The following is a 26,359-nucleotide window of genomic DNA, read 5'->3' on the forward strand; positions in this document are numbered from 1 at the left end:
ATTTTAAATTCCTCACTATATTTCGCCATAAAAACACCCCCAAAAGTTAGTTTTTTACTCTAACTTTTGGGGGTCGGTACCACATTAAATTGTGCTGCGGTCTATAATGGCTTTACCTTAGAAACCAAACCACTTCTTTATTTTTCCGATAAAGCTTTTCGGTTGTTCATCCGTTTCAGTCATTTCCTCATTGGGTTGCTCTTCGTCAATAAAGATATTCTCTTTGTCAATGGCGTAGTCGTAAGTAAGTACTGCGCCAATGTCTGTATCACTTTCATTGTTGGTAATGGTTGTATAAGGAATATTATATTTATTAGCAAGTTCTTTTTCTTCTTTTAAAAAGCGATAAGGCACATGACCATTAATCAGTAATGTTGCTTCCCGATTCTCTTTGATTGCTTCTTCCAATTTATGAAGTCCAGAATCAGACATAACTTGTCCAATCGTTAGAGCCAAAACGATTCGTTCTCTAAGGGTGCCGAGAAACTGAATTCTTTCGTGCTCCTTCGGTCTGCGTGTTCCGTACATTCCTTCTGTTAAATAATCATCGACGCTTTTGTTAGTCATTCGTATTTCATCCTTTTGAAAAGTAATCTACTTCTAATTTATAATATTTTCATTGAAACTTCCAATAATAATCGATAAAAGCGACTAATTTGTAACAGAAATAGAACATTATTGTTAAAATTACAAAGCGATTCAATAATTTAAATTGAATCGCTTCGTCGTACTACTTATTTATCATGTGCTCGTTTGTCGGCTGCACGGCTTCTTGCTTGAGCTTCTCTATCAGCATCATCAGCAAACTCATCTGAAAATTCAACATCAATGCCATCTGTTTTCTGATTTTTAGGAGTTTGTGCCAAGTAATTATTTTTTCTCTTCTTATGATCATCTCTACCCATTTTGTTCACCCCTTTTTAGCTGTTTGGAAAGTTATTTACTTTGCAGTTTATAGTAAAGTAGTTATTAGAAAACTTGGCATTCGCCAATCTTTTAGGCGAGTGCCTTAGTTGCGCTTATGCAAGCAGGAAAGTTATTAAGTTTTATACTCTCCTTCTTGCTAAATCAAGGCTCTCAAGAAATAGCCTGAGAGCCTTGGATTCAAATTAATGTTGCATTGGATTTTGAACAGGAGCGAAGCTGTTCATATAAATTTGCATCTCTTCTGGCTTTAATTGAGGTACTTGATAATACTGGCGTTTATTTTGGTATAAAAATATTTCGTAAGCCATTTCGATAAGGTTTGGAATACTATCTGCAAACACTCTTCTTAAAACAGGGTTGGTTGTTTCGAGTGCTGTCATCGTAAAAGCAGAAGCAGATGATTTTAAATTACCCATCATAAAACTAGAAATACATTCGTCATTCAATTCTGTCGCAGATTGAGCAGGTGTCTTTGGTTGAGTAGCCTTCATTCCGTAAAGTACATCATTACTTTGTGCCATCATATACGTTTGTGTTTTTACGGATGGCTCCTGACCTGTATTGAGAGCCTCTACGATTGTATTGTACATTTGAGTAAGGTGCGTCTTGTGATTCTGAAGCATCGTTTTTAATTCAGGATCCTGAATATGCTGCTCATAAAGCAGTCCTTGTTCTAAACCGCCAATTAGGCCAGATATTGCTTCATGTGCATCAAACATTTCATGACCACCATGACTTTGATAATCAGGCATTTGTGAAGACCCTTGGAAATTTTGATTCTGTTGTTGATGATTCAATTTATAAAACCTCCTTTTTTATACAAGCACCCCAAGCAGGTTATCAAGCCACGTCATGTGGTGACAACCTTCATTGTCCACACACAACAAAATGGAAACCTGTAATGGTTTATACATCTGTATTTTTAACAGGTTTACTATACTTATTCATTTTAACAATGTACTTTTTATATAGAATCATGTGTTCAATCATTGTGGTATGCGCTTACATAAAGTTCGTCTATGTACGCTGGAAAATGATGTACAAGGGGGAATTTTGTGATAACATAAACGTAAAAGTATGTGCTGAGATTTTCATGAAATGAAGGGGGAGGTTTTATGAGGGTAAAAGATCCAATTATGCTGGATGATCGAATTTATTTAATTGATGGGTTTGACTTAGATGTAGCCAACCGGACTGGAACCTATGTTATTAAGGAAGAAGAATTAACACTTGTTGAAACAGGGCCAAGCCCATCCGTGAAGTATATTAAGGCTGGATTAGCAACGCTTGGACTTTCGTTGGATGAAGTGAAATATATTATTGTTACGCATATTCACCTCGATCATGCAGGAGGAGCAGGGCTTTTACTAAGAGAGTGTCCGAACGCGACAATTATTGTTCATCCCCGGGGACAGAGACATTTAATTAATCCGAAGAAGCTTGCAGCAGGGGCCAGAGCTATTTATGGTGACAGCTTCTCAGACTTATTTGATCCAATCGTTCCGGTACCTGAAGAGCGACTTCTTGTGAAAGGTGAGGGTGATACACTGAAAATTGGTCCAAATTGTACGCTTGAATTTTGGGATACACCTGGACATGCAAAGCATCATATCAGTATCTATGATCCAATAAGTAATGGAATGTTTACTGGTGACACAGTTGGTGTTCGTTATGAACAGCTCGTCCCGAATGGTGTTGATCTATTTTTGCCTTCTACTTCTCCAAACCATTTTAATCCGAATGAAATGGAAGCATCAATCAAGCGAATTCGCGAAAAAAATCTTGACCGGATTTACTTTGGGCACTTCGGTATGACGGAAAATACGGAGGAAGCATTGAATCAAGCTTCTGATTGGCTGGATGTATATATGGAAATCGGAGAACAAGTATTGATTGAAGGAAAAGGCTATGATGTAATTTCACAGCGCTTACTTGTGAAAATCCGGGAACATCTGAGAGAAAAAGGGATACCAGATGAGCATGAGGTCTATATTTTAATCAACCTCGACTTACAAGTTGGTTCGCTCGGTATCATTGATTATTTTAAAAAATTGAAGCAATAGAGATAACGAAGCACTCGGATATGTACGAGTGCTTCGTTATTTATCAAGGTTTAAAGAAGTACTACTTTGGCTAATTGAGTATCGCTTTATAATAAAAAGTTAATAATCAGGCAAGTAGTCAATCTATTTTGCTACTTCTGTTTTCATAAACGTTAAAATGAAAAAGAATACAAAGCTTATTAATAGTATGGTTCCTCCAACGATAAAGAAAATAGTTGTAAACGTATCTCCGATAGCAAAGGGACGAACGTAATAGAGCCACATGCCAATCGTCAAACCAAATGTTCCAATGATTGTTGTCCATACATGTAGTGCTGCAAATTTTTTATTTGCTGGCGTAAATAGTTTATAAAAAACCGCAAAAGCAAAAAGGGATAACCAGCCAACAACAAGAATATGTGCGTGAACGGTTTTGAATTCGTATCCGCCTGCACCTGCCATATGAGAGCCAATAACTGCTCCAAGTAATGCAAAGAACGCCGAAAAACGTAGTAATAATGTACTGTAATTCAATTTCATCTCTCCTTTACGCTGTTTCTAGTGTACAAATTGAATATGAACAGCGTGTGAACAGATGGTTACAGTGATTGGTTTTCCTATCTGCATAAGAGCAACAAGGGCATTCGCTCAGAAGATTTGCACTCCAACGTATAAGGGTTCTGAGAATTCCTTTAACGAATGCCACGTTTTCTATAGGTCACCCATTTCTAGTACAATTGGACAGTGGTCACTACCCATGACTGTTGTGTGAGCTCGAGAGTATTTTAGAGTAGGAATGAGTCTTTCTGAGACGATAAAATAATCAATCCTCCACCCAATATTCCGTTCCCGCACCGTACTCATATAAGACCACCATGTATAGATATCCTCCGTATCAGGATGGAAATGTCGTAATGTATCAATAAAACCTGAATCAAGTAGACGCGTCATTTTACCACGTTCTTCCGTTGTGAATCCAGAATTCCCATGATTCGTTTTATGATTTTTTAGATCAATTTCTTGATGGGCAACATTGAGGTCGCCACAATATATAACAGGTTTAACTGCATCTAATTGCTTTAAGTAGCTATATAGTTCATCTTCCCACTCTAGTCGATAATCAAGTCTACTCAAGTCTCTTTTAGCGTTTGGAGTATAAACGTTTACTAAAAAGAACGACTCAAATTCCAACGTGATAATTCTTCCTTCTTCTTGTACCTCTTCACTATTTAACCCATACGTAACACGAATAGGCTTTTTCTTTGTGAATACTGCTGTTCCAGAATAGCCTTTTTTAACAGCATAATTCCAGTATTGCTCGTATCCTTCCAAATCAAGTTCGATTTGTCCTTCCTGTAATTTGGATTCCTGAATACAGAATATATCAGCATCTACTTCGCGGAAATAATCAAGAAAACCTTTCTTAACACATGCACGAATACCATTAACATTCCAAGAAACAACTTTCATCGTTACATTCATTCCCTCTGTTTATTAGTCTGTTTTGTCTATTTTATCATAGTGGTAGGTAGAACATAGGGTTTTTGACAAAATCCAAGACAGAATGTCATACGATGTTGAATATTATTTCCCAGGAAATAATCTATAAAAGGTTGTCGAAAAATAGTTATTGACAGATTATGTGTATGAAGCATATAATACACGATAGAATGTATTAAACGATTAATACACTTTTTTAGGTTTGGTGTATTAAGGATGTAATACAGGTTGCGAACTTAGAAGAATATAGGAGCGTGTGCTGATGAATGTAAGCTTTAATAAACGGGATCCAGTCTATATACAGGTTGTCCGCCAATTTAAAGAAAGAATAGCAACAGGAACGTTTGAACCCGGGCAAGAGATTCCATCACGGCGTGAGTTAGCCAATCAGTTAAAAATAAATCCAAATACTGCACAACGAGCATATAAGGAAATGGAGGAAGAAGGATTGATTTATACAGAAGGCAACAACCCAAGTAGAATAACGAAGGATGAACATGTACTTGCTGCGGTTAGAGGCGAATTACTTGAGGAAGCGGTCGATTCTTTTATGACATCGATACGACGAATCCAAATTCCATTTGACGAACTTGTGGAAGTAATGAAAGAAAAATACCAAGAGCAGAGCGGGAAAGAAGGGGGGGAAATAAAATGATTGAAGTAAAAGATGTTACGAAGAAATTTGGCCGAAAGCAAGTGCTTAAGGGTGTGACATTTACTGCTGAAAAGGGAGAAATTACATGTCTGATTGGAATTAATGGTGTTGGTAAAACAACGATTTTAAATGCAATTATGGCATTAACACCAATCAATAGTGGTCAAATCTTAATTGACGGATCCGCAATCAACAAGAAAAGCTATGAAAAAATTACGTTTATCCCAGATGCAATAACGATGCTTCCACAAATGACGATTGGCCAATCGATGCAATTTATGCAGGACTTTTACGAAAGCTGGAACCAAGAGCGGGCTACGGAATTACTTGGATTCTTTAAATTAAAGCCGGAGGAAAAAATCTCTAGTCTTTCAAAAGGGAATACAGCAAAAGTAAATCTTCTGTTGGGCTTGGCACTCGATGTTGATTATTTATTAATGGATGAACCTTTCTCAGGTATTGACATTTTTAGTCGTGAACAAATCGCTAACGTATTTACAAGCCATTTAGTTGAAGATCGTGGTGTCATTATTACGACACATGAAATTAATGATATTGAGCATTTAATTGATCAAGTGGTTCTATTGGATGATGGTGTTGTTGTTAAAGCATTTAATTCCGAAGAGGTCCGTGAAAATGAAGGGAAATCGGTTGTTGACGTGATGAGAGAGGTGTACCAGCAATGAATAGATATCTAAAGCTTGTAAATTTTGAGCTTGGTCGTTTTATGAAAATCTATATCGCTTTAATCGGAATAACGATTGTTTCGCAGCTTGCCGCAGTCATTATCTCTTCTAAGAGCTATTTAAATAATGCAAATCAAGCGATTCATGTAGATCGAATGACAATCGAGGCGTTTGTTGAGCAATATGGGAAAATGTCTTTTAATAATGTCACGAATTCAATCTTGTTTTTCGGCCCAATTGCACTTTGTGTTGTTACCTTATTAATTTATACGCTGTTTATTTGGTACCGTGATTGGTTTGGGAAGAACACATTTATTTATCGACTGCTTATGCTGCCAACTGCGCGTTTAAATGTATACTTCGCTAAAGCTACAGCAATTTTTCTTTTTGTCCTAGGCTTGATTGCCTTACAACTTGTATTATTACCGGTTGAACGTTTGCTTTTACAAAAGATGGTTCCAGTTGACCTAAGGTTGGATATGACGATTAATGAGATGATTCGTTATTTTGACCAAATTGGAGTTATGATTCCAAATTCCTTTATAGAATTTGTGCTCCATTATGGGATAGGTTTTGTGGCTGTATTTGTAATCTTTACAATCATTATGCTGGAACGATGCTTCCGCTTGAAAGGAATATTTTTAGGAATCGGTTATGGTGTACTAGCATTTATCGTCTTTTTCTTACCTGTATTCATTCAAGAATTTATTCTGTTTAACTATTTCTACCCAGCGGAAATATTCGTATTAATGATCCTAACAGGGCTAATTGTTGGTACAGGGTCAATATGGGTGAGCAATTATTTATTAACAAAAAAGATACGGGTTTAAGGGGGGATCATGATGCAACGATATTGGAAATTAATTTCACTTATCAGTGTAATTGTACTTGTGATTGGAACATTTTATATTCAATCGAGTATGGCAGCAAGCAGGTTACCTGAATTTGTTCTTGAAAAAGTAAGTGGGGATGAAGCAGAGATAAAGCAGTTAAGCCTGGAGGCTAACTATTATCAAAATGCTGAACTAGGTGAATGGTTTCAGCTGAATAACGAGGGAACGACGTATTGGAATGAATATTCGTATTGGGATCGCATGATCGGAATTAATCACAATGCTAAAATCGAGCAGCTCAGGCAGGACTACCGTAAATTTATGAGAGGCAAGAGTGAGAATCCATATTCCTTCCATGAAAATGAAGAGTTACTTGTCTATGTCGATTTAACATGGGATATGGTGAACGGTTATCAACCCAATGATTTCAAGCTGGACATAGCAGTATTGGATAAAGTGTCGAAGGAGGAAACTTCTTTTCAAGCTGCGATACCCAAAACTAATCAATCCGTTTATTCATTTGATGTTGAAGGGATTTATCTTAAAAACGGGCAACTGAAAGTTATTACCCGAAATTCTGGACACGATAGTCAATCGGAAAGGGATTTTACAAATTATCCTGTGTATCTAATTGATATTGCAACTCAAACAATAAAAACTGAAAATATAATTACTGCGAAAGACGCTGAAGTATCATCCAATCAGTTCCAAGAACTTCTAATGATTCGTAATAAATGGGAAGATTTCCAGCAACCTAGTGATTTCATTGTATTTGAAGAAAAAGTTGTAGAAGAACGGATGATTGATGAATGGGAGATTACTTTTGATACCGTTGATCGTGAATTGTTCGTATACAATTTGGAGTCGGAGGACAAGGAACAAATAAAATTACCAAAAGAATTGCAGGAAGATGCAAGTGCGGAAATGGTAATTGGTACAACGATTTATTTCGTGGAGAAATCAGAGGGAGTGCTTGTGATCACTTCTTATAACTTTGAAAGTGGAGAAATAGAAGCGAAGCAAACGATAGCTGTCCCAGAGGTTGCCGATGAACAAGGTTACATGTATAAAATAAACGATGACAAGGTATATGTAGTTCCTGTATCTAAAAATGCAAAACAAGATCTGCTACTTCAGATTGTTCACCTAAAAACAGGAGATACATTATATGAAGGAAAGGTAACAATGAAGAATCCAAATAAACAGGGTATCGATTATGATCTGGATATCCAATCAATCGACTTGGATAACTAATGGAGGATTTCTAATGATTACAGTAAAACAATTAAGTCATCATTTTGTGCTTGGCAAGAAAAAGCAGGAAACAACGTTATCGGTACTTCAGGATATTTCAATTCAAGTGAATAAAGGTGAGATTGTAACGATTGTTGGAAAAAGTGGGTCAGGTAAGTCCACATTGCTCAATTTGATTAGTGGCTTTATTCGTCCGACAGAGGGTGAAATATGGATAAATGATCAGAAAGTAAGTAATTTTTCAGAGGCGGAATTTGCTGATTTTCGTTTAAAGCATATGGGGTTTATTTTTCAAAGCTTCCAACTGATTCCGAGTATGACAGCTTTTCAAAATATTGAATTACCATTAATTTTAAATGGAGAAAGTGAATCATCTCGAAAGGAAATAACGCTTGCTATCCTAGATAAGGTCGGCTTAAAGGAATTTGCTGATCATTATCCGAGTGAATTATCTGGAGGACAACAACAGCGCGTTAGTATTGCGAGGGCATTGGTATTAAAACCGCCCTTGATTCTCGCTGATGAACCGACTGGAAGCTTAGACAGTGAAACAGAGACAGAGCTTCTACAATTTATTAAGGAGCTAAATCAAGAAATGGGCATCACTTTTCTGATCATTACCCATGATGATGAAGTAGCGGCAATTGGCGATCGTACGATTACGATAAGTGACGGATGTATCGTAGAGGGGGTAAAATCCCGATGAAAATAAAAGACCAATTTCGCTTCGTCAGACAAAATATAAAAAAGAATAAAGTAAGAACTGGGATGACCATTTTAGCAACGGCAATGGGATGTACATTTCTTATCGTTTTAGCATCTGTAGGTTATGGGCTACAAGAGAGTATTGTAAAGGATACGTTAGAGCAGCAAATTGTGACGGAAATTGATGTATATGGGCATATAAGTGAAGATGGTAATTATCGACCGTTAACCATGGAAGATATTGATGTACTAGAATCGATTGATAACGTAAATGCTGTAACGCGAAGAAATGAGCTACGTCAATTTCCAACCTTTTCATTGGATGAATATAAATCCGAAACAACCACTGTGGCTGCGCACTTCCCCTCTGAAATAGCATCTGGAATGGAGCTTGATGAAGGGAGGCTACCAGAAAAACCGAATGAGGTTGTCGTAGGATATCATTTTCTTGATTATTTTGTTTTGGATGTAGAAGATGAGAATATTTACGATGAAACGAATGGAGAAATTAAAGAAGAGTACCTTTATCAAGCAGATTTAATCGGAAAAACCTTGGATATGACAGTGCGGAAAGATGAAATGACAGATGATAATGAGCATTCGATTCCGCTAACTGTAGTTGGCATTTTGAAAGAACCAACGAGAGAGTGGATGCAAGATCAGAAAGTCTATATTTCTAGTGACGTTTTTGCTGATGTCGAAGCATATACGGGTACACCAGGCGGAGAGTTAGGTGTTGATGTGAATGCACTTGAATCAACGGCTGCCGATTCATTTGACAATGTAAAGGTGTATGCAACGAACCTAGAAGCAGTTCAAGCAATCGTGGATGAACTCGACGATGGAAATTATGCTTCGTATTCTGTTGTCAGTGAGATGAAGCAGATCAACATGCTATTTACAATTATGAAAACAGGATTAATTCTTGTCGGTACAATTGCAATACTAATCGCTTCGATTGGTATTTATAACACGATGACGATGGCTGTAACTGAACGAGCCCCAGATATCGGTATTATGAAAGCAATTGGTGCACATCCGAAAACGATTAAACAAATTTTTCTGCTAGAAAGCAGTTATATCGGGATTATTGGGGCATTGATAGGCACCGTGGTGGCCTATGTAGTAAGCTTTTTAGTAAATCTTGGGTTGCCACTAATTATAGAATTTGCGTTTAAGGAAGAGCTGCCAGAACAGCTGCAATTTTCGATGATACCTGTCAGTCTTGTTTTAATAGCAGTCGGAATTTGTTTGCTTGTGACGATTTTATCTGGTTTACGTCCGGCAAAACGCGCCACGCAGATTGATGTATTGAAGGCAATGCGAAGAGAGATATAACAATAAGAAGCAATGTGCTTGAATCGTTAGGATTCAAGCACATTTTCATAGATTTTTCGTATCTTTTCTTCTAGTAGGTCCAAATGTACAATTCTTGCTTCTCGTATATATTCTCTTCCATCGACGAAAAGTAATAACACGGGGATCGTGAAGATAGAAAAACGCCCAGCTACCTCTTGCACTTCTTCTACATTAATGTGAGCTGATTTTATTTGTGGATAGGAGTCCATCAATTGTTGAACCTGTGGTAATAATCCATGACAGACACTGCAATTAGGTCGAGAAAAATAAAGAAAAGCGAATCGGTTTTCTGCTATAAATGTTTCTACATGATCAAGTGTTCTTACCCTTTCAAATTCCTCCATCGTAATGTAAAACCTCCGTTCTCCTCTGTTCCCTATAGTATACCAAGAAAAAGAAGCTGATACATAATGGAGGTTTAGTAACAGGTATAGAAAGGAAGTAGAAAGTAAAGGAGACAATGGGGTGAAAATTAAATGCACAATAAAAATGAACGTTCTCCAAAGAAAATAAGACCACAGTGGAATGATGAAAGAAGAACGAAGCTTGATGAACAGGAAGAACAGAAATTTGTGGATGATATTCCGATGGAAGATTTAAAAATAGAAACACAGGATGAGAAGGATAAGAAGAAGACGAAGGACGATTCACAAAGTGAAAGAAAGTATAGACAGAAAAAGAATGATGAGTAGAGTGAAAGACCCTAAGCGTAGTGCTCTGGGTCTTTCTGTTTGTTTCGATAAAAAGCTCCCATTCATACTAACATGGATAGGAATGATAGCGCCGCGGTAGGGGTCTGATTGGTTCTAAGCAAGTGATTGCGCAGAAACAATCTAAATCTAGAGTGATACATATGCCAGTTTTTTTGAAGTCTACTGTTTGATGAGGAGGTTTATTTTTAAAGAAATCAACTAGTTTTTTTCCTTTGTTAGTTAGTGGAATACCATGTGCATTTACCGGCTGTAATAATTCAACTTCGACACAGCAGCTATGTGGAATAAATCGTATTGCCCGTAATACAGGTGTTTCGAGAGCGGCAAAAAATGTATCATGATAACATCCTTTTTTCCCCTTTTTATAAACTCCGCTTGCAATAAATGGTTTAAGACTACCTTTTTTAAATAGGATAAATGGAATGGTTGTATTCATATTTCTATTTCTAGAGTAAGGTGAAAGTAATTGTTTAATGGAGTTTTCGCAGCCACTACTACAGTGTTTGTTTCTATCAGCTACTTTATTTTGGGCGGCAACTATTTTTCTTACTACTTCACAAACACAGTCTCGATGAATGCATGGATGGTTGTTATAGCTCATGAGTTATCGGTCCTTTCTTTGTTGCTGTATTTACTATCAAGATATGTTGATACCTGCTCGGTGCTTGTATAATAGTCTAATAAATCTCTTGAAATGAAAATTGTACGCATGAAGTAGGGTTTATTCATAAGTAAGATAGTTTTTCGTGGAGAGGAAAGCACGTAAGATGGCCCTTTTAAGGTGAATTTGTTGGGTTGAAAATAATGATGTCGAAAAACCCCTCCTATCGAACGATTAGGAGGGGTTTTAACATGGCGTATTATTTAAAAATGAAAATCAACCTTTGTATCCTCTTGCGATTCATAGCCTTTCATATATTTAATTCGTCTTTGTGCGGCAGATTGACTTACTTGTTCATCTGCATGATAGGAAGAGCGTACTAATGGACCAGACTCACAATGCGAGAACCCTTTTTCAAGCGCTATTTTTTTCAGTTCCTCAAATTCATCAGGATGATAATACTTTTCAACATTTAAATGCTTTTTTGTTGGTTGTAAATATTGGCCAATTGTAACAATATCCACGTCATGTGCACGCAAGTCGTCCATTGCTTCGATGAGTTCTTCCGTTGTTTCTCCTAATCCGACCATAATACTTGATTTCGTAGGAATATTTGGTGCGATTTCTTTTACACGTTGGAGAAGCTGTAAGGACCGATCGTATCTTGCGATTGCTCGAACACGTTTTGTTAATCGTCTAACGGTTTCAATATTATGATTGAAAATATCCGGTTCGCTATCCATAAGACTATGTAAGCTTTCATAATCCCCCTTCATATCAGATGGGAGAATTTCTATCGTACAGCCTGGATTCTGGTGGCGGATTGCACGAACAGTATTGGCAAAAACAGCTGCACCACCATCTTCTAGGTCATCACGCGCAACCGCTGTCACAACAACATGCTTTAGCCCCATAATGGAAACAGAATCAGCAACTCGCTTTGGTTCGCCTAAGTCAAGCCCACTTGGAAGACCTGTTTTGACCGCGCAAAATCGGCAGCCGCGTGTACATGTATCACCTAGAATCATAAATGTTGCTGTCTTACGCTCACTCCAACATTCATAAATGTTTGGACACTTTGCTTCTTCGCATACCGTGTTTAGTCGCTTGTCGCGCATTAAATGCTTTAGTTTTTTATAGGAATCATTTGTGTTGATCTTTGTTTTTAGCCATTCTGGTTTCCGAATAAATTCTGCCTGTTTAGCCAATGCTAGCACGCTCCTTATTTGAGTTAATATTCCATGCTTTTGTTTCATATTTTGATTGTGCTAATTGCTGCACTTCTTCCCATTGCGTTTCTGTTAATTGCAAAGGATGGAGTTCTAGGTCTAAGCCTTTTTTGAATCCTTCTTTGAATGCATCCGTTAACATGTCATACTGATACACTCGATTTGTTAATTGATTAATTGTAACCGCTTTTTTGTGAAATGCATCTCGACTTCGTTCTCGTAAACGTTCGGAAGAAAATAAGAATAAATCAAAAAGCATCACTGTATTCATACTCATTGGAATGGAACCATGTTGCATGAGTACGCCCTTTTGCCTTGTTTGAGCATTTCCAGATAGCTTTTTGCCGTCTACAACCATTTCGTAGATGGCTGGTTTTTCAAAGCATATTGCTGTTCTTCCTCTGGCTCTTTCTCTGTCTAGAATGGCATATTCAGCAGGAATTCCTAAATTACGATAACCTTCAAAAACACCTTTAGATAGTACGTGGTATGCTTCTTGAACGGATATAGGAATATCTGGATCATTCTCTGAAATAACAAGACTATACGTTAATTCATCATCATGAAGCACTGCACTACCACCAGTTAAACGACGAACAAATTGGCATCCGTGCCGTTCAATTGCATCGAAATTAATTTTTTTGTTAACTTTTTGAAAGTAGCCGACAGATAAACTGGGTTCTTTCCAACCATAAAATCGTAATGTTGGTGGGATTTTACCTTCGTGATGCCAGTTGATTAAACATTCGTCAAAAGCCATATTCCATGCGGCATCTTGGAAACCAGTATTGATAAAAGCCCAATGTTTCTTCAATGTAGTCACCTCCGATAAAAGTATTACCTATTAGAGAGCTGTGAACAACGAAAAAGACTGCATTAAATAAAAATGCAGTCTTTGATAAATTCATCCATAGATAAGATATCCGATCCATTGTCGACTGCACATTCCCCACGCTAGTATTATCTAATTCGGGTCCAAAGGGTCAACACGAAACGTCTTTCTCAGCCAAGCAGCTCCCCTAGTGCGTATTTACTTATTCAATTTACAAACTAAGCTTACTGTTAATTGTATTAATTGTAAAGATAAATACAACAATTAGCGTTAAGAATTTTTATACTAGTTAGCATTTAAGCACATGCCATCTCGATGTGTGCGTTTTATCGAACCTTTTGCACGTTTGGTCGAATGCTTCCTTCTATTAAGTGCTGTATTTCATTCCATTTTCCTTCATGTAAAAGCTGGACAATTTTACTTCCAACAATGATTCCATCACATGCTTTTGAAAGCTGCTGCGCCTGTTCAGCATTTGATACACCAAACCCTGCAAGAACAGGGATAGAGCTATTATCTTTGAGCAGTTTTAAATAAGCATGCACTTTATTATCGTGTCTTTCACGTTCCCCTGTTGTTCCTTTAACAGCAACGGCATACAGGAATCCTTCTGAACGTTTAGCTAACTCTACTAAGCGTTCTTTTGGACTTGTCATTGCTGCGAGGCGAATAAAAGCAATACTTTTTTCTTGTAAGGAACCAGAAACAATTTCTTCCTCTTCCATTGGTATATCAGGTATAATGACACCATCAACTCCTGCTTTTTCACAGTCGGCTGCAAATCGATCAATGCCGTAGGAGAGAATTGGGTTTAAATAAGTCATGATAATAATCGGAATCGAACGATTATCTTTAAACGTAGCTAGTTTGTCTATAACTGTTGCTAAGGTTGTGCCATGACTTAATGCGCGAATACCAGCTTCTTGAATAATGGGACCATCTGCGACTGGGTCAGAGAAGGGAATACCAACTTCAATTGCTGTAGCTCCACATGTTTGCAAGAAGTGAGTGGTTTCTTCTAAACGATCTAGACCACCATCACCAGCCATGATATAAGGAACGAAAATCGTCTCGTTAGCATTCACCTTATCCTGCAATGTCTTTTCTAATCTTACTTTACCCATTATATGTTCCCTCCAATCCGATCTTTCACTTGCTCGACATCTTTATCTCCGCGCCCCGATAAACAAACGACGATATTTTCGTTTTGTGGCATTTCTTTAGCAAGCTTCATTGCATATGCAATTGCATGTGCGCTTTCTAATGCAGGAATAATTCCTTCTGTCTTGGATAAAAATTGGAAAGCTTCCAGTGCTTCCTCATCTGTAATGGATGTATACGTCACGCGATTTATTTCATGCAAGTGACTATGCTCAGGACCAACACCAGGATAGTCAAGTCCGGCAGAGATAGAGAAGGCTTCCTCAATTAATCCTTCCTTATCTTGTAATAAGTAAGTTAATGTACCATGCAATACACCGACCTCTCCGCCAGTTAAAGTTGCAGCATGCTGATTTGTTTCAAGACCAGCGCCGCCAGCTTCTACACCAAATATCTTTACATCTGTATCCTGGATAAATGGATAGAACATCCCCATTGCATTACTACCACCACCGACACAAGCAATGATTGCGTCTGGTAGTTTACCAGTTTGATCGAGGATTTGTTCTTTTGTTTCTTTCCCGATAACAGATTGAAGATCACGAACGATTTTCGGAAATGGATGTGGTCCAACAACGGAGCCGATTATATAGTGGGTGTCATCGACATGATTAACCCAGTAACGCAATGCCTCATTAACTGCATCCTTTAGTGTTCCGCTACCTTGGGAAACTCCCCGTACTTCAGCACCTAACAGCTCCATTCGAAACACATTTAGCTTTTGACGACGAATATCTTCTTCGCCCATAAAGACAATACATTCTAATCCAAGTAATGCACAAACGGTTGCTGTTGCAACACCATGCTGGCCTGCACCCGTTTCAGCAACAACTTTTTTCTTGCCCATTCGTAATGTGAGCAAAGCCTGCCCAATCGTATTGTTAATTTTATGTGCACCTGTGTGGTTTAAGTCCTCTCGTTTTAGATAAATATTAGCACCACCAAGTACTTTGGTGAGTTTCTCTGCGTAATATAATGGTGTTTCCCGCCCGACATATTGCTTTAAATAGTAGTTTAGCTCCTGGATGAATTCAGGGTCCTTCATTGCTTTTTCATAGGCTTCTTCTAATTCAATGACGGCTGGCATTAATAGCTCAGGGACAAATTTCCCTCCAAATTGACCATACTTACCTGCCTCATTTGGCATTGTATAAATTGACATGTATGACACCTCGTTTTCGTAGATTATGAATCAGTTATAAAATTTGATTAAGCGATCGTGTAGCTAACCAACTAAAAAGCCGCAATAGCACCAACCGATCGTTCTAACGCTCCACTCCCGCTTTCAATTTAGCATTTCTAATAAATTGTTCTATTTTATCTAAATCTTTTTCTTTATTTGTTTCCACGCCACTGGACACATCAACCGCAGCTGGCCTGACAGTGTTTATTGCTCTTTTAACATTCTCCGGAGTAAGTCCGCCAGCTAGCATGACTTTTGCCCGGTTGATGGATAGCTGATCAGCTAAACTCCAGTCGAAGGCAATGCCACTTCCGCCTCTCCGTGAATCTACGAGACTATCAAGTAAATAAAAGTCGCATGGATAAGAGCGAATGGCAGGTAGTGTATCTTTATTAACCGGAAATGCTTTAATAATTTCATACGGCAGCTGCTTCGCTACCTCTGGAGGTTCGTCTCCATGTAATTGAATGGTATCTAAGCCAACTGTTTGAGCGGTTTCCTTCATTGTCTCCACCGTTTCATTGACAAAAACACCAACCTTTTTAACGAAAGCAGGGAGGGAGCTTGCAATAATCGCAGCTTCCTTAGGGGAGATTTGTCTCGAGCTCTCAGCAAAAACAAATCCGATATAATCTGCTCCGGCTTTTACTGCAACATCGGCCGCATCTTTTGTTGTAATGCCGCAAATTTTGACGAGCATTTATTTCGCTCCTTTCACTGGTAGTGGAATTTGCAGCTGTTTGAAGGTTTCATTTACATTGTCTGAACGCATCAATGTTTCACCAACGAGAATAACATTGGCACCTGCATCAGCAGCTCGTATTACATCCTCCTTTGTTTTCATTCCACTTTCACTAATTAGAATTGCATCTTGTTTTGTTATTATTGAAGCGAGCTTATCGGTTGTCCCGAGGTCGACTTCAAATGTTTTTAAATTACGATTATTGATTCCGATAATCTCTGGATCTACTTCTAATGCGGATTTCAATTCTTCTTCATTATGAACCTCACAGAGTACCTCTAGGTCAAGATTTGTTGCATAGTTGTATAATTCAGTAAATTGTTCCTTGGATAAGGCGGCAACAATAAGCAAAATAATGTTTGCCCCAGCGGCTTTTGCATGATCAATTTGAACCGGATCAATGATAAAGTCTTTACATAAAATCGGAATAGCTACAGCTTCTCGAACAGCTCGTAAATCGTCCATCGATCCATTGAAAAAAGGTTCGTCTGTCAGTACAGAAATAGCAGCGGCCCCAGCTTGTTCATATTGTTTTGCTTGTTTAACGGGATCCACAGTCATATGGATCGCTCCTTTTGATGGAGAGGAACGTTTGATTTCAGCGATAATATTCATATGTGCTGCACCTTTGACCCTGCTTTTGAAAGTAGAGACTGGAGAGTAGTTTTTCTGCTCAATCGTTTTCGTTTTTAATTTGGCAACTTCTTTTGCCTTTTCGGTTAAAATCTTATCTAAGAAAGTCATTTAATACACCCCACTTGGAATTTTTTTGCTGTATGCTACTAAATGCTGTAATCGTTCTAAGGCTGCACCTGATTGGATGCTTTCTCGTGCTAATTCAATCCCATCCCGTGGACTATTTGCTTTGCCATTCGTAAACAAACCAAGACCTGCATTTAATAAAACTGTATCTAAATAAGGTCCGGGTTTACCATTTAAAACAGATTTGAGAATTTCTGCATTTTCCTTCGCGTCACCACCACGGATACGTTCATTTGGATAACCGGATAAGCCAACCTCTTCGGGATGTAACGTTGTTTCAGTGAGCTTTCCATCCTCAAGGATGATCAGGTGATTGTCTCCCGCAAGAGAAGCCTCATCCATCGAACCAGCACCATTTACAACAACTGCTCGACGTCTGCCTAACTTCTTTGCGGCTTCCGCAATAATTGGCAGTAAATCTTTGCGATATACTCCAATTAATTGGGTATCAAGCTCAATCGGATTTGTCAGCGGTCCAATTGCGTTGAAAATTGTTGGCAGTCCCAAATGTTTTCGAACGACTGAAAAGGGACGAAGCGCTTCATGAACATGTGGAGCAAATAGGAATGCAATTTTATTTTCTGCAAGCATTTCACTGACATGCTCGTTGGAGAATGAAAGGGAGACGCCTAAATGTTCTAGGACATCGGCGCTTCCGGTTTTGCTGGAGATGCTTCGGTTTCCATGCTTTGCAACCGTAACGCCAGCTCCAGCAATAACAAAAGCAGAGGTCGTACTGATATTAAAGCTATTGGACTGATCTCCACCGGTCCCGCAGTTATCCATCGCATCTTGGATTGGACTTGTTTGGAAGGAGGACTTATCACGAATTACTTCAACAAGTCCAGCAATCTCATCAGAAGTTTCTCCCTTAATTTGTAACGCAGTTAAAAATCCAGCGATTTCGGATTCAGTCACATCCGTTGTAAAGCAGTAATTTGCAGCTTCCTTCATTTCTTCTACTGTTAAATGTTCACGATTCATCAATTTTTTAAGATACAGTTTCATTGGTTAAATACTCCTTCCTAATTTCGTCCATAAAGTTTTGAATCATTGTTTTCCCGGATAACGTACCAATTGATTCTGGGTGGAACTGAAGTCCATAAATTGGAAAGTCTCGGTGCTTGATCCCCATGATTTCTCCGTCTTCTATCGCATGCGCAACAACTTCTAACTCCTCAGGTAATGTCTCTCGATCAACCACATAGGAATGATAGCGCATGACCTCGATTGGGTTTTGCAAATCTTTAAAAGCCCCGGAATTTTGATGGGCAACGAGTGAGGTTTTTCCATGCATAATTTGCTGTGCAGGAACAACTTTGCCTCCCAGCGCTTCTCCAATTACTTGATGACCTAGACATACACCCAATATAGGGATGGACGTGTAAAAGTGTTTCACCAATTCGATACAAATGCCAGCTTTGTCTGGTAAACCTGGTCCAGGGGAGATAATAATCGCTTCTGGGTTTAGCTCCTCCATCTCAACGATTGAAATTTTGTCATTTCGGATAACTTGAATTTCAAGGTTTAATTCCGAAAAATATTGGTATAGGTTATAGGTAAATGAATCATAGTTATCAATTAAAAGTATCAACTTGCTGCACCTCCATTAGTGATCTTGCTTTATTTAATGTTTCTTGATATTCATTTTCAGGTATCGAATCGTAAACAATTCCTGCGCCAGCCTGTAAATAAGCTTTCTCATTTTTGAGAATCAGTGAACGAATCGTTAGCGCGATATTCAAATCATGGTTAAAATTAATGTAACCAATCCCACCACCATATGCACCACGTTTTTTATCTTCCAGATCGTTAATGATTTGCATTGCCCTTATTTTAGGAGCCCCAGAGACGGTGCCGGCAGGGAGGCAGGAAATCAATGCATCGATTCCAGTTAAATCCTTCATTAACTTACCTTTAACTTCAGAGACAATATGCATCACATGCTGATATTTCTCGATTTTCATATAGGTTGGAATCATGATACTGCCAGTTTCACAAACACGCCCAAGATCATTTCTGCTAAGATCAACAAGCATCCGATGCTCGGCGATTTCCTTTTTATCGGAGAGAAGTTCCTGCATCAATGCCTCATCCTCTTCCGGTGTTTTTCCTCGCGCTCGAGTTCCAGCAATCGGATTGGTAATAATTTCATTGCCAGCTGTTTGAATTAAACTTTCTGGTGATGCACCTAAGATTACATAGTCTTCAAAATCAATATAGAACATATACGGTGAAGGATTTGCTGTTCTAAGCTTCTCGTAAAAATAGAATGGGAAGTCTGGATGCTCATCAATCGTCGCTGTCATCCTTTGTGATAAGACAACTTGAAAAACGTCGCCTTCTTTAATATGCCTCTTCGCTATTTTTACTTTCTCTTGAAAGCTTTCTGAAGTCATTTCCGGCTCAAATTGAATCGGACCAAATTTCAATTCGTTGTGACTTTCCGTTCTGTTTAGTGCTTTTTTTAAAGTGTCGATACGCTCATCTAAAACGGCTTCTGGTTGATTATCTGGATTCATAGCAATCAAGTAAATCTGGTTGTCTGTATGGTCAAATACAATAACATTTTGATAAAGCATGAAATGAATATCAGGCATATTTAAGTCGTCTGGTAAAGTCTCTCCAATTGCTTCAAATTGTCGAATCGAATCATAGCCAATATATCCAATTGCACCTCCGAAAAAAGGAAGGGCTAAGTCTGCTTCGAGTTTTGGCATTTGCTTTTTTATATGATTGAGTGCATGTTCCGGCTTGATTTCAATCGTACTTTTTTCTAGGTGGCGGATGGTCGTTTTATTTTCCGTACCAACAACTTCTTGATAAGGGTCCACTCCAAGAAAAGAATACTTTCCTTTTTGTTCATGTTGGAACGTGCTTTCTAGCAGGAATCGTTTTCTTCCCGATAAATTTTTGAATATGTGTATGGGTGTTAAGTCAAAAGCATCTATCCTCGTGTATTTATACGTTTTTTTGGTCACGTGCATCCTGTTCATTCCCTTCTTTTCAAATAAAAAAATCCTCTATAAACACAATTGGTATGTGTTTATAGAGGACGTATGTAACCGCGGTGCCACCTCGCTTGAAAGGAAAACCTTTCATCTTTTTCGAATACGGGATGTCAAGCATTGCAGCTTATCTTCATCCGATATCCTATCCGTATAACGGCGGAATTCCGTGTTTCCATACTCCAATGTTCAGGAAACCTCTCATAAGTCCATTCAACAATAATCCGCGTACTGGAATTCCACCTGCACCAGCTCTCTGCAACGCTTTAATTATTGTCTACTCCTCTTACTCAAAGATTTAGGTATTCAATTCATTTATAAAACGCAAAAAGATCCCTTATCCAAAAAAGGACGAGGGACCGTGGTACCACCTTTATTAGCTGAAAACAGCTCACTTTAGTAATATGAAATAATGATGCTTTCATATTTGTCTCTTGTAACGATGAGACGATTTCGCCAAAGCCTACTACGATCGGTTCGGTTTGGAAGCTCGGAAGCCCATTCATCTATTCGCTCACACTGGTTTGCACCAACCACCAGCTCTCTAAAGTGTCAAAATAGATTACTATTCTTCGTCGTTGCTTAAGTCGATTAAGTTATTGGAATTAATAATAGAATAGTTTGAAATAAAAGTCAAGGATATTTCGAAAATTAATTCCAAAGGTTTTTAGTAATTATTTTAGAAAATATTTATAATTTTAGGTTATTATTTTAGTATAATAGTGTTATACATAATTTTTACGGATAAAGGGGCCGACTATGAAAAAAGCAATTATATTATTAGTGAGCTGTCTATTTATTTTTTCGGCTTGCAGTGAACCAGAAGAAACTGTGGAATCAGATGATACAAAGCAAGTGGAAGAAGATGAAGCAGAGACAGAGGAAACAGAATGGTGGAAAACAGATGTAGCATCTTATACATTACATGATTTACCACGTGATTTAGAGGAGCTGGAACAGGAGCTGATTGTGGAAGCAGGATTATACAGTGGGGATAATTATGATGTAACTGCAGCAAAAGAACTACTTGACCAATTACCAGAAGATCTGGCAGAAGAAGAGCTTGAAACAGCAATTTTGCAATTGATTCGGGAAGATTATCATGCAGAAGTGGAAACATTTGTAACGTTTGATCCAACGGTTGATATTAGCGTTGATCGTCCAGATGAAGAACTGGAGGAACCGTCAGAGGATATGGCTACATCGACATCTCATTTTGCTATTTTATTAGATGCAAGTGGGAGTATGAATAATACGAGTGATGGCACAACACGTATGGAACTGGCAAAAGAAGCAATTGGAAATTTTATTGATATTTTACCAGAAAACAGTACCGTTTCATTGCGCGTGTATGGTCATGAAGGAACAGGGTCTGATGATGATAAAAAGCTATCCTGTAGCTCTACAGAATCCTTATACAATGGAGAAATGAACGAAAAAGAATTTATGAAAGCACTTCAAGCAGTACAGCCAGCTGGGTGGACACCCATTGCGAATGCACTAGAGGAATCGGAGAAGGATATTCCGGAAAATTCCTCAACTGCCATTGTCTATGTTGTAAGTGATGGGATTGAAACCTGTGATGGCGATCCTGTAAAGGTTGCTGAACAATTGAATCAAAAGGGAGTACAGCCAATCATTAATATCATTGGCTTCCAGGTCGATGATGAGGCACAGGAATTATTAAAGCAGGTTGCAGAAGCTGGAAAAGGCGAATTCACATATGCTGGGAATAAACAGGACTTGGAAGATTATTGGAAAGAAGAATATGATCGACTGCAGGAGGCTTGGGAGGCATGGCAGCAAGAAGGTATGAAACGAGCCAATGAGCTTTCACAGCAATTAATGAAGCAAGCAGATGAAACAGGGTACGCCATCATGGAAAAATCCGATCTGGAATTTAGACGTGCAGAGGAGTTAATAAACTATTTAACAACCAATCGCAATATGGAAAATGCAGATAACCTGTGGAGCCTCTTTTACGAACGTTCTACCACGATTTGGAGCTATGGCTATAATAATCAGACGGAGAACTGGGGCGCGGCCTATGAAAATGGGAATGCAGCGTGGCGGTATTTTTATGAAACTGGAACAGAGAAGTGGACAGAGTACTATAATAAAATGAATTAATACTGTGAAAAGGTTGAGAACTCACGAATGCTAGATTAAATGCTATGGGAAAAGGGAATAATATATAGTGAGGTGAGGAATGATGCCTGTTGAATTAATTGTTAGATTCGTTGTAACCATCATTATATTCATCATCATTATCATTATTTTGAGCAAATTTAGAGCGAAAAATTCTCAAACAAAAGCAGATGATTCGTTGGAAGTGATGAAGAGGAGATTGGAGAACGAAGAAATTACCGAGGAGGATTTTAAGGAAGCTAAAAGAAGGCGTGGGAAATAAGCAGAGTGGCAATGATTAGCCAATCCTAGCCGCTCTGCTTTATCATAATTAACCTTGAAATAGACTGAATTTATCTCTTGCTGAAATTCTTTCTTTCGTTTCAGGGAGCTCGTCAAAATAGCCCATATGGAGAAAGCCAACAATTTTTTCGTTTTCATTTACACCGAGGATTTCTTTTACTTTGGGATCGTAAATGTGTGGGTTTGTTTTCCAGACAACACCGAGCTTTTGCTCCCATGCAAGTAGCCAAAAGTTCTGAATCATGGCGGACATTGCGCCATAGTTCTCATCCCATTGCTTCGGTATTTCTGGTTCATCCATAATAACAACCAAAATAGCGCTTGGCTCATTCAAGTAATCTTCTCTGTTTTGCTGCCTTTCCTCAGGATAGGTTGAAGCAATTTTCTTTGCAAAGCTACCTTTTTGGTCGGCGTTAACGAAAATAAATCTCCATGGTTGTCTCATCCCGTGGTTCGGTGCCCAAATGGCATCATCTAACAATTCAAGCACGACTTCTTCCGTTACTAATTTATCATTATATCCTTTTTTAATTGCTCGCCTTTCTCGGATAATTTTTGCTAATTCAGATTTTTTCATAAATAAATACCCCTATATACAATTTAATTGATAACAGTTATCAATTAAATTGTATCTGATAAACTATTAAAAAGCAATTGGTTGATACTTGCTGCTTGCTTTGGTGATAAAAGGAAGTTTAACCTTTGACCTTGTTTTTGTATATAAACAAAGAATGATGTGTACATATAAGACGCCTGATATAAAAATATCAAGCGTTTTTTTCATGTTATTTATTTTAATATTGTTCATTTTTTGTGATGGATATCACAACCTCTGCCGAATAAACGGGTGTATGATAATGGGTAGAGGAGGTAAAACGATGTCATTCTATGGATTGTTAGTATTTATACATATATTTTCTGCTATATTGGGGATGGGTCCGGGACTTGTGATGACTGTAATCGTGAGAAAGGCGAGCAATATGACGGAGCTTCGCCATGCATTTGTTATCCGCAACCAATTACATATTTATACGATGATCGGTGGCACATTGTTACTTGTTACAGGGATTTGGATGGGTTTCCTTAATACTTATTTATTTACACAGGGCTGGTATTGGCTAAGTCTCAGTTTGTTTTTAATTGCATTAGCATTTGGACCGTTTGTATTATCTCCAAGATCGAAGCCGATAAAGGATATTTTAAGAACCTATAAGGGAGAAACGATACCAAAAAGTTATTATATGTTAGCTGGTAAACTATTCTTTTTTGAGCATATAACCAATATCATTTTCTTAATCATTATCGCACTCATGATTTTGAAGCCATTTTAAAGAAACCGCTGTTCATCTGAGATGAACAGTGTTTTTCTTTTATGAGTAGCCGTTTCTGGAAGATTGCTAATTATGAAAAAATTTCTCCTTTTTTGCTATAAATTTCATATGCAAAGTATCCAAATAATAAACCTATTCCAGCACCCAAACCAATTGTAGAAAGTAAGGATATTGGGAAAAATATGCTAAGAAGTACAGCAAGAGCACAGCCAATCATCATTCCGAGTGGTATTAAACTATCTAATAAACTTTGAGCACCTTTTGATTTTTTCTTACCCAGGGTACCTTTCTTATATTTATGTTTCATTCTAATAACTACAAATACTGCAATCCCACCCGCTATTACAACAGGTAGTAAAATACTCACAACTTCCAATGCTAAGCCCATATTAGAATCTCTTCCTTTCGTTTTTTAATTGATTCATTTTCAACGATTTATTCCAGGAAATGGCCCGGTAGCTGAATGAGAAATATTGTTTATATTGCCAATGTTAGATAACCTAATTGTATCATAGGTTTCAGTATAACAGAGCCATGTTTTAAAGTAATATAATCGGTTATTATTGCAATTAAGTAGAAATTATGATATAGTCGTTGAAATTTTACCTGAAAAATAATGACATCGAAAGGAGAGAATTCAGATGAGAAACGTAACGTTAGAGCAGATTTTTGTTCATCCAATTACACAGAAATACTTGGGGCGTTCTGGGATTGCCCATGCGATTGCTGTTGCTGAATATGCATACATGTTTTCAAAAGAGTTTGATGTGAATCCAGATTTAGCAGCAAAGGCAGCATTGTTACATGATGTTGGGCATTACACATGGTATCGAGATGGTGAATGGGATTATGAGCTCTATAAAGAAAATGATATCCATGCCATTAAAGGTGCAAGTCGTGCACATAAGTTGCTTATTCGGATAGGCGAAGACCGGCAATCAGCAAAAGAGATTGCAGTTGCTATTCTCCTGCACACGGATTCGTATTTGCCAAAGGGAGAACTTGAACTAAAGCCCCTTCAACAAGTCGTAGCGATGGCAGATGAAGCTGATGAAGAGAATGGCGGCAAGCACCATTATAAAACGATTGAAGAAACTGATGCATTGGAACGAATTCGTGCATTAGATGAACAAATTGAGCTGGATTTGCAGGAAGAAATGTCGTGGATTAGGGAGTGAGATAAAATTCCCTTATAACTAGGGGTCATTAAAAGAAAAAATCCTGTTCCAAGGAAACAGGATTGTAATATATTCTATTCGTTTGCTTCTAAATATTCTTCTAATGTTAATTCCTGTGACATAATCTCCTGAGCAGCCTTTACGCCAACATAACGGAGGTGCCATGGTTCATATTGGTACATGGTTATTTCTTCTTTTCCTTCTGGATACCTGATGATAAACCCGTAATCTGCGGCATTTTCTTTAATCCATTGCCCTTCTTCCGTTTCACCAAATTCAATCACTAAATCAAAGTTTACTGCTGGGCTCGTAACATCCATTGTCAGACCGGATTGATGTTCACTTTCTCCTGGACGAGCACTGAAGTTATTTGCTGCTTCTTCACCATGTGCATCTACATTTGCTGCAAAAATCACGTCTTGTCTTTCGTAAGAACGATAGCCAGACTGAGCATAGAGTTCAAGCTCTGCCTCTTTAGCATCTTGAAACAGTTCTTCCAAGGCTGCAGCTGCAGCTTCCCGCATTTGTTTTTTAGGTAGATCCTCTGCAAATGGGAATGGTACATCAGGGATTACAAGATCTTCTGGAATATAATCTTCTGGTAAAGCATGTTCTTTGTTAATCAACCCAAGTTGATCATATGGGTTTGCAATAATCTCTGTTCCGGAATTAGTAAAAGCAGCCTCTGCTTTTTGAGGGAGACCATCACCAGCAGTAATAACATCATTATTTTCAATAAGCTGTTCTAATAGCTGTTTGGTTGGTTCATCATAGATACCTGATGCGAGTAAGTTATCATCCTGTAATTGAAAATCCGTTATTGCCCATGTTGTTGCTTCGTCATACTGATCACTTGGATTAAGGTCGTATCCAATTTCATTTAAAGCAAGTTGGAGTTGCTTTACATCCTTACCTGTATCCTTTTTTTGCAGTGGTCCATCAGGGATTTTGCTGAACTCCTCTGTATCTGTTGGAGCAGATTCTGAATGGGCAGGTGTTTCTTCAGGTTCTTTCGAATCATTACTTGGTTGTTCTGGAGCATCACATGCTGCCGTAATGGTTGGTAGCATTATAATTAGACATATAATCATTATAGGTTTCTTAAACATTAGAAATCTCTCCTTGTGTTTCTGCTACTAGAGTGTCTACAAATAGTCACTACTATTAGTCTATGTTTTTATGAGGACTAGCAGAAGTAAAAAAGCTTTATCCATTTTCTCATACTTGA

The 26,359-nt window shown here is 38.1% G+C and carries 31 protein-coding genes, 1 riboswitch and 2 other annotated features; of the genes, 12 read left to right on the forward strand and 19 right to left on the reverse strand.

What is annotated here, in order from left to right:
* Positions 1-117: 117 nt before the first annotated feature.
* From F1560_RS03290 to F1560_RS03300, 3 genes are all read right to left on the reverse strand, one after another.
* A complete protein-coding gene (locus F1560_RS03290) occupies positions 118-567 on the reverse strand; it encodes a YueI family protein (RefSeq protein ID WP_149473215.1) in 450 nt (149 codons plus the stop codon).
* Between the two features lie 167 nt (positions 568-734).
* A complete protein-coding gene (locus F1560_RS03295; protein WP_149473216.1) occupies positions 735-905 on the reverse strand; it encodes a YfhD family protein in 171 nt (56 codons plus the stop codon).
* Between the two features lie 204 nt (positions 906-1,109).
* Positions 1,110-1,724: a spore coat protein gene (locus F1560_RS03300; protein WP_149473217.1), complete on the reverse strand. Its 615-nt coding sequence runs from the start codon at positions 1,722-1,724 to the stop codon at positions 1,110-1,112.
* 318 nt (positions 1,725-2,042) lie between these two features.
* Here F1560_RS03300 and F1560_RS03305 point away from each other — a divergent pair, with 318 nt between their 5' ends.
* Positions 2,043-2,990 carry an MBL fold metallo-hydrolase gene (locus tag F1560_RS03305; protein WP_149473218.1) on the forward strand — a complete coding sequence of 316 codons (948 nt, stop codon included), beginning with the start codon at positions 2,043-2,045 and terminating at the stop codon, positions 2,988-2,990.
* A gap of 123 nt (positions 2,991-3,113) precedes the next feature.
* On the opposite strand, the gene F1560_RS03310 is transcribed toward F1560_RS03305, so the two are convergent.
* Positions 3,114-3,509, reverse strand: coding sequence for a hypothetical protein (locus F1560_RS03310; protein WP_149473219.1), 396 nt, complete (start codon positions 3,507-3,509; stop codon positions 3,114-3,116).
* A 171-nt stretch (positions 3,510-3,680) separates the two neighbouring features.
* Entirely contained in the window at positions 3,681-4,439 is a 759-nt protein-coding gene (locus tag F1560_RS03315; RefSeq protein ID WP_149473306.1) for an exodeoxyribonuclease III, read from the reverse strand.
* 292 nt (positions 4,440-4,731) lie between these two features.
* On the opposite strand from F1560_RS03315, the gene F1560_RS03320 reads away from it, so the two are divergent.
* The 6 genes from F1560_RS03320 to F1560_RS03345 are packed head-to-tail and all read left to right on the forward strand — an operon-like array spanning position 4,732 to position 9,940.
* The gene (locus tag F1560_RS03320; protein ID WP_149473220.1) at positions 4,732-5,124 is read left to right on the forward strand and encodes a GntR family transcriptional regulator; all 393 of its coding nucleotides are present in this window, start codon (positions 4,732-4,734) and stop codon (positions 5,122-5,124) included.
* Positions 5,121-5,810: an ATP-binding cassette domain-containing protein gene (locus F1560_RS03325; protein WP_149473221.1), complete on the forward strand. Its 690-nt coding sequence runs from the start codon at positions 5,121-5,123 to the stop codon at positions 5,808-5,810. The genes F1560_RS03320 and F1560_RS03325 overlap by 4 nt, the downstream gene beginning before the upstream one ends.
* Positions 5,807-6,640, forward strand: coding sequence for a hypothetical protein (locus F1560_RS03330; RefSeq protein WP_149473222.1), 834 nt, complete (start codon positions 5,807-5,809; stop codon positions 6,638-6,640). The genes F1560_RS03325 and F1560_RS03330 overlap by 4 nt, the downstream gene beginning before the upstream one ends.
* Before the next feature lie 12 nt (positions 6,641-6,652).
* Positions 6,653-7,897 carry a hypothetical protein gene (locus tag F1560_RS03335; protein ID WP_149473223.1) on the forward strand — a complete coding sequence of 415 codons (1,245 nt, stop codon included), beginning with the start codon at positions 6,653-6,655 and terminating at the stop codon, positions 7,895-7,897.
* Positions 7,898-7,910: 13 nt separating this feature from the next.
* Positions 7,911-8,603, forward strand: a complete 693-nt coding sequence (locus tag F1560_RS03340) for an ABC transporter ATP-binding protein (protein ID WP_149473224.1) — start codon at positions 7,911-7,913, stop codon at positions 8,601-8,603.
* Positions 8,600-9,940: an ABC transporter permease gene (locus F1560_RS03345; RefSeq protein WP_149473225.1), complete on the forward strand. Its 1,341-nt coding sequence runs from the start codon at positions 8,600-8,602 to the stop codon at positions 9,938-9,940. The genes F1560_RS03340 and F1560_RS03345 overlap by 4 nt, the downstream gene beginning before the upstream one ends.
* Positions 9,941-9,966: 26 nt before the next feature.
* On the opposite strand, the gene F1560_RS03350 is transcribed toward F1560_RS03345, so the two are convergent.
* Positions 9,967-10,305 (reverse strand): thioredoxin family protein, encoded by a 339-nt coding sequence (locus tag F1560_RS03350; RefSeq protein WP_149473226.1) that lies wholly within the window; start codon positions 10,303-10,305, stop codon positions 9,967-9,969.
* Positions 10,306-10,437: 132 nt separating this feature from the next.
* Here F1560_RS03350 and F1560_RS03355 point away from each other — a divergent pair, with 132 nt between their 5' ends.
* Positions 10,438-10,653, forward strand: coding sequence for a hypothetical protein (locus tag F1560_RS03355; RefSeq protein WP_149473227.1), 216 nt, complete (start codon positions 10,438-10,440; stop codon positions 10,651-10,653).
* Between the two features lie 67 nt (positions 10,654-10,720).
* Here the strand turns inward: F1560_RS03355 and F1560_RS03360 are convergent, their stop codons facing one another.
* From F1560_RS03360 to trpE, 10 genes are all read right to left on the reverse strand, one after another.
* Entirely contained in the window at positions 10,721-11,275 is a 555-nt protein-coding gene (locus tag F1560_RS03360) for a CotY/CotZ family spore coat protein (RefSeq protein ID WP_149473228.1), read from the reverse strand.
* A 263-nt stretch (positions 11,276-11,538) separates the two neighbouring features.
* Positions 11,539-12,483, reverse strand: coding sequence for a lipoyl synthase (gene lipA, locus F1560_RS03365; protein WP_187773614.1), 945 nt, complete (start codon positions 12,481-12,483; stop codon positions 11,539-11,541).
* Positions 12,476-13,318, reverse strand: a complete 843-nt coding sequence (locus tag F1560_RS03370; RefSeq protein ID WP_420874455.1) for a lipoate--protein ligase family protein — start codon at positions 13,316-13,318, stop codon at positions 12,476-12,478. Before F1560_RS03370 ends, lipA begins: the two co-directional genes overlap by 8 nt.
* A 114-nt stretch (positions 13,319-13,432) precedes the next feature.
* Positions 13,433-13,535: riboswitch (TPP riboswitch) on the reverse strand.
* Between the two features lie 127 nt (positions 13,536-13,662).
* Positions 13,663-14,460 (reverse strand): tryptophan synthase subunit alpha, encoded by a 798-nt coding sequence (gene trpA / locus F1560_RS03375; protein ID WP_149473230.1) that lies wholly within the window; start codon positions 14,458-14,460, stop codon positions 13,663-13,665.
* On the reverse strand, positions 14,460-15,659 hold the full coding sequence (trpB, locus tag F1560_RS03380) for a tryptophan synthase subunit beta (protein ID WP_149473231.1): 1,200 nt from the start codon (positions 15,657-15,659) through the stop codon (positions 14,460-14,462). The genes trpA and trpB overlap by 1 nt, the downstream gene beginning before the upstream one ends.
* Positions 15,660-15,762: 103 nt before the next feature.
* Positions 15,763-16,380 (reverse strand): phosphoribosylanthranilate isomerase, encoded by a 618-nt coding sequence (locus tag F1560_RS22380; RefSeq protein WP_149473232.1) that lies wholly within the window; start codon positions 16,378-16,380, stop codon positions 15,763-15,765.
* Positions 16,381-17,166, reverse strand: a complete 786-nt coding sequence (trpC, locus tag F1560_RS22385) for an indole-3-glycerol phosphate synthase TrpC (protein WP_149473233.1) — start codon at positions 17,164-17,166, stop codon at positions 16,381-16,383.
* Positions 17,167-18,192, reverse strand: coding sequence for an anthranilate phosphoribosyltransferase (gene trpD, locus F1560_RS03395; protein WP_149473234.1), 1,026 nt, complete (start codon positions 18,190-18,192; stop codon positions 17,167-17,169).
* Complete coding sequence (locus F1560_RS03400; RefSeq protein ID WP_149473235.1) at positions 18,176-18,778, reverse strand: anthranilate synthase component II; 603 nt, start codon at positions 18,776-18,778, stop codon at positions 18,176-18,178. Before F1560_RS03400 ends, trpD begins: the two co-directional genes overlap by 17 nt.
* Positions 18,762-20,171, reverse strand: coding sequence for an anthranilate synthase component I (gene trpE, locus F1560_RS03405; RefSeq protein ID WP_149473236.1), 1,410 nt, complete (start codon positions 20,169-20,171; stop codon positions 18,762-18,764). Before trpE ends, F1560_RS03400 begins: the two co-directional genes overlap by 17 nt.
* A 61-nt stretch (positions 20,172-20,232) precedes the next feature.
* Positions 20,233-20,495: a binding site (T-box leader), on the reverse strand.
* A 41-nt stretch (positions 20,496-20,536) separates the two neighbouring features.
* Positions 20,537-20,780: a binding site (T-box leader), on the reverse strand.
* Positions 20,781-20,951: 171 nt separating this feature from the next.
* Here trpE and F1560_RS03410 point away from each other — a divergent pair.
* Together F1560_RS03410 and F1560_RS03415 are read left to right on the forward strand one after the other, a co-directional pair.
* Positions 20,952-22,322: a VWA domain-containing protein gene (locus tag F1560_RS03410; protein WP_149473237.1), complete on the forward strand. Its 1,371-nt coding sequence runs from the start codon at positions 20,952-20,954 to the stop codon at positions 22,320-22,322.
* A gap of 82 nt (positions 22,323-22,404) precedes the next feature.
* Positions 22,405-22,602 carry a hypothetical protein gene (locus F1560_RS03415; RefSeq protein ID WP_149473238.1) on the forward strand — a complete coding sequence of 66 codons (198 nt, stop codon included), beginning with the start codon at positions 22,405-22,407 and terminating at the stop codon, positions 22,600-22,602.
* A 48-nt stretch (positions 22,603-22,650) separates the two neighbouring features.
* Here the strand turns inward: F1560_RS03415 and F1560_RS03420 are convergent, their stop codons facing one another.
* On the reverse strand, positions 22,651-23,199 hold the full coding sequence (locus tag F1560_RS03420) for a nitroreductase family protein (RefSeq protein ID WP_149473239.1): 549 nt from the start codon (positions 23,197-23,199) through the stop codon (positions 22,651-22,653).
* Positions 23,200-23,500: 301 nt separating this feature from the next.
* Between F1560_RS03420 and F1560_RS03425 the strand changes: the two genes are divergently transcribed.
* Positions 23,501-23,953 (forward strand): DUF2269 family protein, encoded by a 453-nt coding sequence (locus F1560_RS03425; protein ID WP_149473240.1) that lies wholly within the window; start codon positions 23,501-23,503, stop codon positions 23,951-23,953.
* Positions 23,954-24,023: 70 nt separating this feature from the next.
* Here the strand turns inward: F1560_RS03425 and F1560_RS03430 are convergent, their stop codons facing one another.
* Positions 24,024-24,341, reverse strand: a complete 318-nt coding sequence (locus F1560_RS03430; RefSeq protein ID WP_149473241.1) for a hypothetical protein — start codon at positions 24,339-24,341, stop codon at positions 24,024-24,026.
* Between the two features lie 253 nt (positions 24,342-24,594).
* Between F1560_RS03430 and F1560_RS03435 the strand changes: the two genes are divergently transcribed.
* Positions 24,595-25,131: an HD domain-containing protein gene (locus F1560_RS03435; RefSeq protein ID WP_149473242.1), complete on the forward strand. Its 537-nt coding sequence runs from the start codon at positions 24,595-24,597 to the stop codon at positions 25,129-25,131.
* 74 nt (positions 25,132-25,205) lie between these two features.
* Here F1560_RS03435 and F1560_RS03440 read toward each other — a convergent pair whose 3' ends face one another.
* Positions 25,206-26,240 carry a D-alanyl-D-alanine carboxypeptidase family protein gene (locus F1560_RS03440; protein ID WP_149473243.1) on the reverse strand — a complete coding sequence of 345 codons (1,035 nt, stop codon included), beginning with the start codon at positions 26,238-26,240 and terminating at the stop codon, positions 25,206-25,208.
* Between the last annotated feature and the right edge of the window lie 119 nt (positions 26,241-26,359).

It is taken from the genome of Oceanobacillus polygoni, assembly GCF_008304605.1.
GTDB lineage: Bacteria > Bacillota > Bacilli > Bacillales > Amphibacillaceae > Oceanobacillus > Oceanobacillus polygoni.